Source organism: Burkholderia sp. JPY481, from assembly GCF_038900515.1.
GTDB lineage: Bacteria > Pseudomonadota > Gammaproteobacteria > Burkholderiales > Burkholderiaceae > Paraburkholderia > Paraburkholderia youngii.
This window is the reverse complement of the sequence record NZ_JAYMRT010000004.1, coordinates 417782-431079: the sequence shown is the minus strand read 5'-3', so window position 1 is coordinate 431079 and position 13298 is coordinate 417782. Positions and strand designations below refer to the sequence as shown.

Annotated in this window: 10 protein-coding genes and 1 pseudogene; 7 read left to right on the top strand and 4 right to left on the bottom strand. The window is 59.5% G+C overall.

All coding sequences use genetic code 11. The features are described 5' to 3' along the window. The first annotated feature begins 2 nt into the window (after nucleotides 1–2). Entirely contained in the window at nucleotides 3–857 is an 855-nt protein-coding gene (locus VSR82_RS13955; RefSeq protein ID WP_498857764.1) for a HEPN domain-containing protein, read from the top strand. 106 nt (nucleotides 858–963) lie between these two features. Here VSR82_RS13955 and VSR82_RS13950 read toward each other — a convergent pair whose 3' ends face one another. Together VSR82_RS13950 and VSR82_RS13945 are read right to left on the bottom strand one after the other, a co-directional pair. Further along, complete coding sequence (locus VSR82_RS13950; protein ID WP_498857763.1) at nucleotides 964–2121, bottom strand: HNH endonuclease; 1158 nt, start codon at nucleotides 2119–2121, stop codon at nucleotides 964–966. Continuing rightward, nucleotides 2076–2504: an HIT family protein gene (locus VSR82_RS13945; protein ID WP_498857762.1), complete on the bottom strand. Its 429-nt coding sequence runs from the start codon at nucleotides 2502–2504 to the stop codon at nucleotides 2076–2078. The genes VSR82_RS13950 and VSR82_RS13945 overlap by 46 nt, the downstream gene beginning before the upstream one ends. 404 nt (nucleotides 2505–2908) lie before the next feature. On the opposite strand from VSR82_RS13945, the gene VSR82_RS13940 reads away from it, so the two are divergent. Next, complete coding sequence (locus tag VSR82_RS13940) at nucleotides 2909–3331, top strand: Het-E N-terminal domain-containing protein (protein ID WP_498857761.1); 423 nt, start codon at nucleotides 2909–2911, stop codon at nucleotides 3329–3331. Next, nucleotides 3324–5684 carry a tetratricopeptide repeat protein gene (locus tag VSR82_RS13935; protein ID WP_498857760.1) on the top strand — a complete coding sequence of 787 codons (2361 nt, stop codon included), beginning with the start codon at nucleotides 3324–3326 and terminating at the stop codon, nucleotides 5682–5684. The genes VSR82_RS13940 and VSR82_RS13935 overlap by 8 nt, the downstream gene beginning before the upstream one ends. Nucleotides 5685–5992: 308 nt before the next feature. Here VSR82_RS13935 and VSR82_RS13930 read toward each other — a convergent pair. Then, a pseudogene (locus VSR82_RS13930) lies at nucleotides 5993–6157 on the bottom strand (integrase); the annotation flags it as partial. 158 nt (nucleotides 6158–6315) lie between these two features. Here VSR82_RS13930 and VSR82_RS13925 point away from each other — a divergent pair. Continuing rightward, nucleotides 6316–7344, top strand: a complete 1029-nt coding sequence (locus VSR82_RS13925) for a hypothetical protein (RefSeq protein ID WP_498857759.1) — start codon at nucleotides 6316–6318, stop codon at nucleotides 7342–7344. Between the two features lie 20 nt (nucleotides 7345–7364). After that, nucleotides 7365–7532, top strand: a complete 168-nt coding sequence (locus tag VSR82_RS13920; RefSeq protein ID WP_498857758.1) for a hypothetical protein — start codon at nucleotides 7365–7367, stop codon at nucleotides 7530–7532. A 1076-nt stretch (nucleotides 7533–8608) separates the two neighbouring features. Here VSR82_RS13920 and VSR82_RS13915 read toward each other — a convergent pair. Next, nucleotides 8609–9598 carry a S8 family peptidase gene (locus VSR82_RS13915; protein WP_498857778.1) on the bottom strand — a complete coding sequence of 330 codons (990 nt, stop codon included), beginning with the start codon at nucleotides 9596–9598 and terminating at the stop codon, nucleotides 8609–8611. Between the two features lie 511 nt (nucleotides 9599–10109). On the opposite strand from VSR82_RS13915, the gene VSR82_RS13910 reads away from it, so the two are divergent. Next, nucleotides 10110–11228, top strand: a complete 1119-nt coding sequence (locus tag VSR82_RS13910; protein WP_498857757.1) for a trypsin-like serine peptidase — start codon at nucleotides 10110–10112, stop codon at nucleotides 11226–11228. Nucleotides 11229–11781: 553 nt separating this feature from the next. After that, complete coding sequence (locus VSR82_RS13905) at nucleotides 11782–13275, top strand: trypsin-like serine peptidase (protein WP_498857756.1); 1494 nt, start codon at nucleotides 11782–11784, stop codon at nucleotides 13273–13275. The last annotated feature ends 23 nt before the right edge of the window (nucleotides 13276–13298 follow it).

Below are 13298 nucleotides of genomic sequence, written 5' to 3'. Positions count from 1 at the left end.
GGATGCAGGGGCAAATCCAGCGGGCACGCACGCTGCTCGAGATGCGAGATGAATATGCGCGGTTGCAGGAACTATTTATCCTGCTGACCGGAACGACGTTTTCGTTGGAATGGCCGCGATTGATCATTGGGATGACGGCCTATCGCTACTATTACGAGGGGTTCGAGCGATCAACCAAGGCTCCGACTTGGGACGAATGCTGGGTCAATTACATCCAGGTGAAGAGCAACTTCGGTTCGATAGTGACCGCGCTGCGTCGTAAGCGTGAGGAGCTCGGACCAGGGTTCTATCTCTATCTGGGCATCCGGCGGGGCATGAAAATGTATGTCGAGCACCGATTTGTGAACTTGATCTGGGGGCTGGAGTCGTTGCACCGCCGGAAGAACAAAGACAAAGCGAAGGAAACCAAGCTCGATGCCAAGATCCAGCGGATACTGGACCAAGTTAGTGGCAGCAATGACAAACGATGGCTCGAAGGCCAACTGAAACACGCAGGTGAGCCGTCGTTGAAAGAACGATTAATGGACGTCCTTTCCTCGTTGCCATTCGGCTTCGAGCGAAAGCGGATTGAAGTCTTTTGCAAATCATGCGCCGACCGCCGGAACGATATGTCGCATTTCGGCGGTCAGCGAGAGGGGAGCGACTACCAGGAATTTATGATCGACCTCGTAAAGAAATCCGAGGCTCTCGCGTATCTGTATCACGCTGTGTTGTTGCACGAAATCGGCGTGGACGCCGCCGTGATCAAGGCAAACCTTTTGGAAAATGAGCCGAATGCATATCGCTCGACATATGCGCTCCGAGAAGTTGGATTGCTGCCGGCGGCTAAGGTCGATGGTTCGGAGTTGGATGGGTGACTCATGGCCCAGAATTGGCTAGGGCAATAGATCGCTCTCTACCCGTTGATGTCGTTCGAGCCTCATTGGCCGATTCCCGCTTTGCAGCGGAAGCTGCCGAGCCAGCTTAGGGTAACGGGTGTACGGTCCATGTTTCCTGCACAAAATCGCCAACAACTAAGGTGTTCAAAAGGACAAGATAGTCCTGTGTTACGGGCTCGTAACTGGCGGCGGACAGCCAAGCTCGACCTCCTGCGGCATTCGCGGCCGCATAGCCCCAAGCCGCGACCCGATTTGCCGTGACGCCGTCACTGGCCATACCGGCCTTAACGCCGATCTCCCGAAGCTCGTCGGTTCTTGTCACCAGCCTTTGCAGCCACTTTTCAAGGTGCGGCTTCGCTGCCAGTGTGTCCGATTTGCTTCGATTGCATTCAGGGTGTGCAAGTACAAAATTGTGTGCCTGGTCTCTCGGATAGAGCGAGAACGGAACAAAATGATCGACGTCGGCACCGGTAAGGTTGCGCCCACAATAGAAGCACCGGTGCCCATCGAGCTTGCGCAGTTCCGCACCAACGATGGACAAAGACTGTCGCGAGGCTGAAAATAGAAAGTCTTCCAGATCACTAGCGTCGCCGAGGATCAAGTGGTTCCGCCGGTTGGTCTTGATGTGATCTACCCAATGCGTGCGAGAAAGCTGTTGTACCAGCGTATAAAAGCGCCGGAGGCAGTAGGCAACGCCGGGTTTCAGTGCGATCCCACCGCGACCTGCCCGCTCGTAAAGGAATGTGTCAGTGACTCCGCCGAAGTTTTGCAGATAGTTCAATGGCTGTGCGGAGACAACCGTAGCCACCTTGGTCAGCAATGCGGCATAGCCTGGCTCCTTACGAGCCTGCTGGATAGTAATTCCGGGCGTCGACTCCCGGTACTGGCAGATAGCAGTTAACACCGCTGCCTGATCCCCAAGATTTTGGACGAGCACGCCAGGCTGTGTGTCCGTGCGACCAGTTCCATAGGGAGTGGAGTGCCGCCAGTAAAGCTGAATGAAACGCTCTGCAATTTGCCGATTGGTCAGGGTCAATTCCGCGCCGTCGTCCGATCCGACCTCGACGGCGAGGTCGGCGAGCGAAATGAGCAGCGCGTACTTGTAGGTTGCTGTGAAATCGCCTTCGGCAAAGAGGCGCTGAACCTTGGCAAGGAAGGCCAGTTGCGCCTCGGCTGTCGGTGGCGGTACGGTCGAGTTCAACCGCGCTTGCTCCAGTAGTCGGCCTTTTTCGGAATGATCCATCGCACGCCTCCACGCGGGTCGGGAAGGTCACCTTTGTAACGAGGTATCAGGTGAATGTGAAGGTGCGGCACTGTCTGACCAGCGGCGACACCGTCATTGATTCCGATGTTGTATGCGTCGGGCCGGTACTGCTCGTCCAGAACACCTTTTGCGCGGTCAATTAGAGAGAAAAGCTGTTCGCGTTCAGGTGTCGACAATTCAAACAGGGAACCCACGTGCCGGCTGGAAATGATCAGCGTGTGGCCCGGGGACACAGGATAAGCGTCGCGTACTGCAACGCCTGCATCGTTGCGATCAACGATCCTGCCGACCGGCAGTACGCAAAACGGACACTGAGAGGGCATGCTGGGCTTGGAGGATGGTGCGTTCTCGGATTCTCTCATGTGAATGGCCTTCGGCAGCTTTTGCGCAGCCACGCGGCGGATCAAAGTCCCCGAACCCGGTCCCACATGTCCGGCTCAGTTCGACCCGTTCCGGCCCTTCAACTAGTTTCTGCGAATGTCCCGACCTCGCTTGAGAGCGGCCGCTTTGACCCACTTCTGCCTTCGGACGTAAATGGATGTCGCCGGTCCATGGTTGTCCTGCTCGCGAAAAACATTCTGTATTGAATGTGCAAGTTTGTCTGTAAGTCCGCGATATTGGGGGCCGTCGATGCTATTTCACAAGCGTGCATTGCCCTGTCGTTTCAAAAGAGTTGATGCTCGCTCGTTCTATAGCGGTAGCCGTATGTCCGCGTTCTTGCGACAAATACGAACCCAAGACCTGTGCCATCCATGAGGAGCGCTCAATGGACCCCGTTACGACCGCCATCATTGCAGCCCTTTCCGCTGGGGCCAGCAATGCAATCCCCGAGGTGGCAAAGAAAGCCATTGCAGACGGTTATGACGGCCTCAAGGCATTGCTGAAGAAGAAATTCGGGACCGACAGTGACGTCGTGGTGGCAGTCGAAAAGCTGGAGAGCAAGCCTGATTCCGCGGGCCGTCAACAGGTGATGGTGGAGGAGCTGTCGGAGGCTGGCGTGCCCGCGGACGCAGACCTCATCGGCGTTGCGACCGCACTCCTCCAACAGATCAAGAGCCAGCCAGGCGGCGTCCATCACATCCAAGTGGCCCAGGGAAGCAACATCGCGCAGGCCAGTGAAGGCGGCACTGCCACCGTCAACGTGACGGGGTGGCAGGGTAGTAAAGAAGAAAGTAAGAAGGATGGCTGAGCCCGAACCCGGAATACAGGTCAAGCGGCGCCACATTGCGCGCAAGGCGCTGATCCGCTTCATGGAGCGAATCCGGGAACTGATCCAACGCATGCGAGGGGTCAGCGATGACCCTGTTCAAAAGGCAATTGGCTCCGGCATTGCGCAGGCCGCCCCCGGTGGGACGGCAAGCGTCACTATCGGCTGGACACCGGAGTGCCTGCGGCAGCTTGGTTTGATGGTAGTCGAGCAGAGGAGGGATGCCGAGCGCGAGAAGGCGCTCAAGGACCTGGGCGAACAACTGCAAGTCAGCTCGGAGGCCCTTGTCGGATTCTTCCGTATCCTCAACGTCAATGAGGTGCCACCCGAAAAATTGGCACACACCCTCGCGGAGATCGCCCAGCGTCACCGGGATTTGATCAAGCGGCTCGACAGTCTCGATTCTGAGGACCCGGCAATCAGCGCGCTCATCGACGAAGCCCGCGGTGTGATCGAGCGGGCCGACTCCGACGCAGCCTACGATCGGGCTGACCGGCTGCTCGGAGAAGCGGAAGCACTAGATCTGCAGGCGATCCAGCGAGCTGAAGCGCTCGCCCAGGAGGCCCAGGCTGCCGCCAACCGGCGACGCATCAATGCGGCGAGTACGCGGCTCGAACGCGGCGAACTGAGTCTGACGCGTTTGGACTACCGGCAGGCCGCGCTGCACTTCAAGGCTGCCGCCGACCAGCTTCCCGCTCAAGAGGACGAGTTGCGAGCGAACTATTTACATCGATACGCCAACGCACTGTGTCGCCATGGGGATGAAAAAGGCGATAACGTCGCGCTTTTGCAGGCGATCAGAGAGTATCGCCAAGTGCTGGATCTCTGTCCGCACGCGCGTGTTCCACTGGAGTGGGCGCGGACGCAGACTAACCTCGGCACCGCGCTCGCGACCCTTGGCGCGCGCGAGAGTGGCACGGCGCGGCTCGAAGAGGCGGTTGCGGCATACCGTGCGGCGCTGACCGTAGTCACCCGAGAGCTTGGGCCGCAGGAGTGGGCCGGGATCCAGAACAATCTCGGCAACGCCCTCACGAATCTGGGCGAGCGGGAGAATGATACGGCTCGGCTGCAAGAAGCGGTGGACGCGTACCGTGCGGCGCTGACCGAACGCACGCACGAACGTGACCCGCAGGCGTGGGCGATGACGCAGAACAATCTCGGCAACGCCCTCACGAGGCTGGGCGAGCGCGAGACTGGCACGGCGCGTTTCGAAGAAGCGGTAACAGCACACCGCGCGGCGCTGACCGTAGTCACCCGAGAGCTCGGGCCGCAGATGTGGGCGATGACGCAGAACAACCTCGGGAACGCCCTCCTGAGGCTGGGCGAGCGAGAAAGCGGCACGGCGCGGCTGGCAGAAGCGGTGGCGGTGTATCGCGCGGCTCTCACCGGCTACTCGCGCGAGCGCATTCCGCTGATTTGGGCCAAGACCCAGCACAACCTCGGCACCGCACTCGCGCTCCTAGGCCAGCGGGAAATGAGCACGGCCCGGCTGGAAGAAGCGGTGGAGGCGTACCGGGCGGCACTGACAGAACGCACGCGCGAGCGCGGCCCGCTGGACTGGGCGATCACCCAGCACGATCTCGCCAATGTACTCGCGCAGCTGGGCGGTCAGAAACGCGACGCAGCTCGGCTCGAAGAAGCGGTGGAGGCGTACCGCGCGGCGCTGACCGAACGCTCGCGCGAGCGCGTTCCGCTGGAGTGGGCGCGGACGCAAATGAACCTCGGCACAGCGCTCGCGACCTTGGGCGCGCTGGAGGGTGGCACGGCCCGGCTAGAAGAAGCGGTGGTGGCGTACCGGGCGGCACTGACCGGACACATGCGCGAGCGCGCTCCACTGGATTGGGCCGCGACCCAACACAACCTCGGGCTCGCGCTCACAAGGCTGGGCGATCGGGAAAGCGGCACAGCTCGGCTGGTAGAAGCAGTGGCGGCGTACCGCGCGGCGCTGACCGAACGCACGCGCGAGCGCGTCCCCCTGGATTGGGCGATGACCCAGCACAGTCTCGGCGACACACTTACAAGGTTGGGCGAGCGGGAAGTTGGCACGGGCCGGCTGGGAGAAGCGGTGGAGGCGTACCGGGCGGCGCTGTCCGAACGCACGCGCGAGCGCTTCCCGCGACTGTGGGCGGACACCCAGATCATCCTCGCGCTTGCGCTCAAAAGGCTGGGCGAGCGGGAAAACAGCACGGCCCATCTTGAGGAAGCAGTGGAAGCGATCCTATTGGCCCGTAGCGAATATCACAACGCCGGCGTCGTCGGGTTCGACGCCGAATTTAACGAATTGCTCATCGCGATTGCGCGAATCATCGACGAACGCAGGCGCATGACGGAATGACCGTATCGGCAAGCGGCGTTGGGAGTCCCAATGGTGATGTTGATGTTCAGTTGCACTCGTGGGAGACGTTTGCTCAAGCCAGCGGCTTTTCCGCGTTCGGCGGACAGGCTTCAACGCGCATAACGCAACTGTATATAACTAAAACTCGAACGAACCCCTCCCAAATTATCGAACGACTTGCTCTACAGCGTGTGAGCGCATATTTACTTTAGTGTCGCATGTCTGCTGGACTTCGGTCGTTCGGACCAGCGAAGCGAATGGCCCTTGTGGCCGGTCAGCGACCGCTCGCTAGCCGGCCGCCCGAGCATCTACACCTCAGTCTGTTCCGCCATTTCAAGTGCGTCATCTACCTCAATGCCGAGGTAGCGCACTGTACTTTCAAGTTTCGTATGGCCGAGCAGCAACTGGACAGCCCGGAGGTTCTTCGTGCGACGATAAATCAAGGACGCTTTCGTTCGGCGCATCTTGTGTGAGATCGCCCGCAGTCCAGATATCCGGCAAATGTCTGAATTTTAAAATAAGGGTCGGTATGCGCGCTCGCACACATTCGCCCTATCGTTGCGCTTGAAAGTATTGCCTTTTTTTGGATACTTTGTCCGAGAACCAACGGCGGCCTAAAACGACTACAAGAATGAAAAATATTCTCAGAAGGGCGATAGCGGTATCGGTGATTGCATCCCTTGTTGGTTGCGCTAATTTTCCCGGAGTGCGACCTTCAGCCGCCGTTTTTAACGGGGATTTTAATGCACTTCAGCGCGATATTGTTGCGCAGCAGCAAAACTATAGCAAAGGATCTAATGACTGGGCGTACAGCGAATTCTGGTCAAATCTAGTGCTTATCCCGTTGGCTATGGGCAGTGTTGCAGCGCTAGCATTTTCTCATGGTGCTGCAACTACAAATATACTTGCTGGAATTGGTATTGGTGTTGGTGCGGTGTCGCTTTTTACCTCGAATTTAAACGCGTCAAATAAACAGCAATCCTTTTCATTGGCATCCAATCAACTTCTCTGTGTCAACTTAACTGCAACCGGTCCGTATTTCGAGCCAGCCACGAGCGATATATCCACCCCGCGCATGGAAGTCACGCGACCACGCGATTTTAAGCAACTGCACGATGATCTCGGAACCTTGAATACGACCATCAATATAGTTTCTGCAGACCTTTCTAAGGTCAATCAAAACATCGCGAAGGGGTTCGTCCCTTCTTCGGATCAAAGTAAGACAATAAATATCGCTACACTGTCCCTACAGCAAGCTAGTAATGCACTTAACAATGGCAATGCCGAGATGCTGGCTGGTAATCAAGGATACATTGTTATCGCGCGCACCTTTTCTAAGATCGATCAACAGGCCTATGCTCAGGCAAAAGGGACGCTACTCACGTGGTCGCAAGCAACTGGAGCCTTTACTTCAACAACGACTCCGAGCACGGCCCCTTCGGCGAGCGCCCTTCTGCAAGGATTACCGCAAACAGGCGCTAAAGCGCTAGGAGCTGCGGCAGCTGCGCCGCCGTCCGACCCTGATGTCGACGCGCTGGGTAGGAACACCACAACCCTCCTAACGAGCGCCGGGAGCGTAGCCAATAGCGCCATAGTTCAAACCAAACTCTACACAACTGCAAATAGCAATATTGCTTCGTGCGCCACTCTTGGACAGTAAATTCACGTCGGCGATGACAAATGAAAAAAACTGCAATCATCGTAGGTGGCATTATCGGGAGCGGCCTAGTCATCAAGTGGCTGCACGACGCCGTCTACCTTGACCGCGGGACCCTGCAGTGGATTGGGGCGTGGTGGATTGTTGGGATGGGCGTCTTGATCTGGAAGGTCTGCGGCAGCGACGACTGATGACCGCGACGCTTGATGCGCGAGGGGCGAGAATGTAGTTACAGTCGTGCCTGCTCCGCGGGGTTGTCTGCGGCCTTAGAGCGCGTCTGTAAAAGGGGGTAGTGGACATGAGGTGCGCGAAACTGTCGTCGACGAGTGGCCGAATTGAAACGGACTATCTGACAGCGTCTGTCAATTCAACACGCCCACACCTCAGCGGTTCGCGTTTTTTCTTCGTCGCCGTTATCAGCGCCCGTGGCCCGGATCCAATGCACGCATCCTCGCTCTGGCTGACCTAGGACTTGTCGCGCCCCATAGTAAGCGGCTTAACCATTGGGGAGGCTAAGGCCGAGAACGACCGAGATGGAATGTGTGAAAACGCGACACTACGCGGTTTTCGGGTGTCGCTTTACCCTTCCGAAGTCGCTGCCAAACCAATACAGCGCGATCTGAAGGGGCGAGTTTCTCGAACACAAGGATTAGCATGCATTTTCACACAACCTCGACCCGAAGCCGTCACTCAATCCAGCGACGCTTCGACGGCAGCTACCTGGCCACAATGATATTGCGGAGACGGCCGAACGGATTTTGTTGCGATTTGTGTCGTTCAGGTGAGCCGATTTTAAATGCCAATACAATTGCGTATATTTGCTTTCGTCATAAAATGGATTCGAGATTTGCGTTTGGGCGAAATAATATTAATGCAGTTGAGACTATATGCGATTTACCACACCACGATGGCGGAATGCAGGTTATTATTATGCGCGTTAAAAATGTTCGCAAAGATTCGAGACGGCCAGCTGCCACATCCGCCAACGTATTCGCGCTAAGCCTTCCTCGCGCGCCAGTTCGGATTGCCGAATGACGAGTTAGTTGGCAACGCCAAGGGGGCAATTGGCGATGGTGCGAAAATGTTTTTCGGTGATGAAGTCCCGAACGACGCAGCGGGAGATGGATGCTATCTCGTGAGTTCGGTCGTAGGTAACTGCGCCGAAGAACAATGCCATTTGGGTGAGAATCTCCGCGACGATTAGACTCTCAAAGAGCGTGCGGGCGAATCAAACACAGAACGAAGCTGGGTGGGGTCTTAAGCGCGCTTACTTCGGCGCGGTGACGAGTCCACTGCCTACGTCTTGTGGCTCGAAGCCACTGCTCAACATGTCGGTCGACGCGAATGCCGTGAGGCTGCTGCGCAGCGTGTTTGCCGACAGGTTGCGCTGCTTCATCAACTTTTGCGCCCAGAGCGCCGCGACACCGGCCACGTGCGGCGTTGCCATGCTGGTTCCGCTCATTGTCCGGTAGCCGCCGCCGATCGCCGCCGAAACGATGTTGACGCCAGGCCCGCAAACCTTTGGCCCGGAATTCGAAAACGCAGCAATCGCCAGCTTGTCATGCGCGCGCCCGAGAGCACCCACTGAAATAAAGCCATCGGATACAGCGGGTGGCGCAACGGCGAGTACGAAGGGGGGCGTTTGATCTCGCCCGCTTTCGTTGCCTGCGGCGGCAATCAACAACACCGGCAGGGTTCGCGCGTTCAAAAGCGAGGCGAGGCGCTCGAACAGCAGCACGTTCTGCCGATAGCCTTCCAGTGCTCGCGAGGTGGCGACCTGGCTTGGCAACCCCTGGTGCTCCAACTGGAGTTGATAGCCGGGGAAGTCGATCCCAAGCGACATGGAGATAATATGCGCGCCGTTGTCGACAGCCCATTGCACGGCGCTCACGATTTTCTCGCTGGAGCCGCCGCCCGCACCCAGCACTTTGCCGATCAGCGCGCGCTTGACGCCGCGCGCCACGCCGACGCGCAGGCCCGCGACGTCGCGCCCGAAGATCGTGCCCGCGCAATGCGTGCCGTGACCGTGCGTGTCGGCTTCGCCTTCGCCGGTGAAGTTCTTCGTTGCGAACTCCACACCCTTGAAGGCGGGATGACTCGCATCGATGCCCGTATCGAGCACCGCGACGACAATGCCTTCGCCCGTGAGCGTCGACTTATCCGCGCCCACCGCAGCGACGCCCCACGCGATCTCGCCGCCTTCTTTCGGCTGGTAGACGCCGTCCGCCGGCGTGGCCTTCGGTGCTATCAGCTTCATCGGCATGAACGGTGCGACGACTTCGACGTCCGGTTCACTTGCAACGCGGGCAAGGTCGCGCCGATCGAGTTCATCGATTTGCACATTGAAAGATTCCGCGGCGGGCATTTCCAGGCCGAGCGCGGTAGTCTCGGGCAAGCCTCCCGAAGTGCGACGCGCCGACCGCGTAGAGTCCATAGAATGACGCCGCGCGGGTGCGCGCAAGATGATGTGGCCTTCCTTCATTGTTGCCTCTTCGCACGGTAAAGATTCTGGATCGTCAGGATCTCGTATCAAGTTCTAGACGATGCCTCGTGGGCGATCAAGCGCAACCCGCGGCGGCGCATGCAAGCGGGCATGCGACGATCGGACTGTCGCAGGGCATATGTGCGAAAACGCACATAACGCGGAATCGGCGAGGCTGATTTTTGATATTGATTGTGAGCGGCATCCTATTCTGTCTTCAGAATGAGGCTTGAAAAAGCGAACGCGGGCGCACCGGAACTCGCTGCGCTCCAGAGGAGACCCGTGCATGACGGTATCCAGAAAGACTGCAACCAGGACGGCGACAAAGAAGGCGGCTTCGCGTGTCAAGGCACAGGGCAACGCGCTCGGGCATCGGGTTGGACTGGCGCGTGCGGCGGCGGCCAATGCGCTGGAGTCGCTCGAAGGCGCGGGCAGGGTGCGTGCGCCGAGCGACGCAGACCTGGAACGTGCGGCCACTGCCATTCACGAAGCGGCGCGCGAAGATCCCGCGGCGTTCGCATTTCTTGACGGCTCACTCTCCGAGGAGCGACTCTCGGCCGATCTTAAGGAAGCGTTTGCAAAGGAGCCCGGCAGCGCGCTGTCCCACGAACAGCGCAACGCGCTCGAGGCAATAGTGCTTTTGCGCGGACGCCCGGCCTTGCTCATCCATGAGGACACGTTCGATGTTCCCGAGGGCTATTGGGAGATTCTCGCGCCCTTTCGGCCGGACGCGATGAACGTCATTCGCGCGGTTGGCCGGATTGCCATCGCCGATGGCTTTCCCGAAGTGCCCTACGTGGGAACCGGTTTCGTTGTCGGCAAGAATCTCGTCATGACCAACGCGCACGTTGCCGAAGTGTTTTCGGCGAGAGACGGCTCGGGGTGGGCGATCAAGGCGTTCATGAAGGTCAGCATCGATTTCAAGCAGGAATACGGCTCGGCGGAACGCAGCGAGTTTCCAGTGACCGGCGTGGAATGCATCCATCCAGAGTTCGATCTCGCGCTTTTGCGTATCGGCTCGGTAAAAGGCGCGCGCTTGCCGACGCCGATTGCGGTGCACAAAGATGCCGATTACGCCGCCGCGACGAACACGGTCTATACCGTTGGCTTTCCCGCCGCGGACGGCAAGCGCAACGAGGCAGCCGAGATGGACCGCATCTTCGCGCGCGTGTATGAGAAGAAGCGCCTTTCGCCGGGGCGCATCATACGTGTCCCGCCCGGCAAGGCTGACTTTACGCACGACTGCTCCACGCTCGGTGGGAGTTCGGGGTGCTGCGTTGTCGATCTGAGCACCAATCGCGTGATCGGGTTGCACTACGGCGGCATTTACCGCGAGTTCAACAGCGCCGTGCTGTTGCCCGCGCTGGTGAACGATCCGCTGCTCGCGTCGGTCAACTTCAGATAGGAGACAGCGCATGGACATCAATCCCCGCAGACGTTCGTCCCGCAGTGCGAGGCGAGTGTCTACGCCGCGGCCCGTTCCTGCGAAGTCGAAGCCGAAGGCGCGGTCGAAGACGAGGTCGAAGTCGCGGTCGAGGTCGAAGCGGCCGTCGCCGCAACCGCCCACGCCGCCTCGAAACGTTGCCCCTGGTGGGCGGCCGCCCGACGACGGTCCCACCGACGACGAACTGGCGACGTTCGCAAAGGAGTGGCTGACATTCGAGCGCCTGCGGCAAGCGCTGCTCGCGATAGGCGCGGAGGATCCGCTGCTCTTGCAGAGCAGCGAGCGCGATGTCGATTCGATCGTGCATGCCCTGCTCGATGCCGCGCGCCCCGAGGTGCAGCGGAAGTTCGCGCGCATTGCGCTTTACCGGGCGCTCGCGGACTATCCGGCATTCGCGAGACGGCGTTTCGGCATCGATATGATCGAGATTGTCACGCCGCCCGAGAGACATGCGCTGCAAGTCATGATGGCGCAGGACGACGTGTTTGCGAAGTGGCAGGAATTTCAGATCGGCATGGAGAAGATCGGCGCGGTTGTTTGCAAAGTGTCGGTGGATGGCAATAAAAGCGGAACCGGCTTCCTGGTCAAGGACCGGCTCGTGCTGACCGCCTTCCATGCGGTCGCATCGCTCGTCAACAAAACCGGAAAGGCGCGGCCAAACAGCTACAAGAAGCTCGAATTCTGGTTTGACGACATCATGCCAATGGGCGGTGAGGACGACGAAAACCGCAGGAGGGTCGCGGCTGCGCGCGACTGGCTCAAGGCATGCTCGCCGCCCGATCCGCGCGAAGACACAGAGCCTGAGCCGCTCGAGGAGATCGATCCCGATCACCTCGACTTCGCGCTGATCGAACTCGACGAGCCGATCGGTCTCAGCGCGCCTCGCTACCGCAAGGGCGTGCCGCGCAGCTGGATCAACCTTGACGATCTCGCGGCGATGCCTGCAGTGAATACGCAAATGCTGATCGCCCAGCATCCTGGCGGGGCTGACCTGCGTCTTGCGGTCGGCCTGTATCGCAATCATTCGGCGTGCCGATGCCGTATCCGCTATCTCACGCCGGCTATCGCGGGTTCCTCGGGCGCGCCCTGCTTCAATTTGGGGTGGAAACTCTACGCGCTGCACAACGCAGGCTATAGCAGGCCGAAGATCAATCAGGGCGTGCCGGTCAGCATGATCGTCGCTGCGATCCGCAGTTCGAATGCAAACGCGCTTTCGGATTCCACCGCGCAGCCCGCATTGATGACGGCGGTGACTTCGGACGGCGAACCGGTGCTGGGCCGCCTCGATATCGCCGAGCGGATCAACGACATGCTCGAACCCGGCAGCGCGCTTACGACGATGGTGATTCGCGCGCCGGAAGGCGGTGGCAAGACCTGGACTGGCCGCCTGATCCGCAGCCTCGTGACGGATCGCGGGCACGACGCCTTTTTCTTCGACGCCGAGCGTTTCGTGGCCGACACCCCTGAGCGCTTCGCACAGCGCCTGGTGGATGAAGTGTCAATCACCGCGCACGACGACGCGCCTGCGCCCCCTGATACGCGCCAGCGGGCACGCTGGATCGCAATGCGCCTGGCCGACTGGACGCGCCGCGCCGCCGTCAATGCGAAGAGCAAGGCGCGGTCGGCGCGCACGTTGTGGATCATCCTCGACCGGCTTGACGAAGTGAGCTTCACGCAGGAGACGCACGACCTGCTTGTCGCGCTGATCGCCGATCAGGCCGACATGCCCACGCCGCTGCGCTTTGTGCTGCTCGGCTACGGAGGCGATCTGGCGAGCGTGCCGCCCGCGCAAATCTGGCGCACGGAGCTTGATCTGACTAACGAACGCTCGCTTGAGCCGTTCGTCGCGTATGCGCTCGGGAAACACGGCCGTGATAATGACGAAGGCCAAGTGGCGGAACAGGTCGCGTTGATTGCCGACACAGCTTTCGCGGGCGGGCTGACGACGTTGCCGCAGTTCGTAGCCTTGCTCCGGCGTGTCGACGAGAGGTATGCCATAAAGCGCTAGCAGGCCAACAGCGCAGGAGAGCA

What these genes read in the sequence shown, in the direction of transcription:
- VSR82_RS13905 (WP_498857756.1), top strand. Translation starts at nt 11,782, where the DNA reads ATGGAGAAGATCGGCGCGGTTGTTTGCAAAGTGTCGGTGGATGGCAAT.
- VSR82_RS13945 (WP_498857762.1), bottom strand. Translation starts at nt 2,504, where the DNA reads ATGAGAGAATCCGAGAACGCACCATCCTCCAAGCCCAGCATGCCCTCT.
- VSR82_RS13955 (WP_498857764.1), top strand. Translation starts at nt 3, where the DNA reads ATGCAGGGGCAAATCCAGCGGGCACGCACGCTGCTCGAGATGCGAGAT.
- VSR82_RS13935 (WP_498857760.1), top strand. Translation starts at nt 3,324, where the DNA reads ATGGCTGAGCCCGAACCCGGAATACAGGTCAAGCGGCGCCACATTGCG.
- VSR82_RS13925 (WP_498857759.1), top strand. Translation starts at nt 6,316, where the DNA reads ATGAAAAATATTCTCAGAAGGGCGATAGCGGTATCGGTGATTGCATCC.
- VSR82_RS13920 (WP_498857758.1), top strand. Translation starts at nt 7,365, where the DNA reads ATGAAAAAAACTGCAATCATCGTAGGTGGCATTATCGGGAGCGGCCTA.
- VSR82_RS13940 (WP_498857761.1), top strand. Translation starts at nt 2,909, where the DNA reads ATGGACCCCGTTACGACCGCCATCATTGCAGCCCTTTCCGCTGGGGCC.
- VSR82_RS13910 (WP_498857757.1), top strand. Translation starts at nt 10,110, where the DNA reads ATGACGGTATCCAGAAAGACTGCAACCAGGACGGCGACAAAGAAGGCG.
- VSR82_RS13950 (WP_498857763.1), bottom strand. Translation starts at nt 2,121, where the DNA reads ATGGATCATTCCGAAAAAGGCCGACTACTGGAGCAAGCGCGGTTGAAC.
- VSR82_RS13915 (WP_498857778.1), bottom strand. Translation starts at nt 9,598, where the DNA reads ATGAAGCTGATAGCACCGAAGGCCACGCCGGCGGACGGCGTCTACCAG.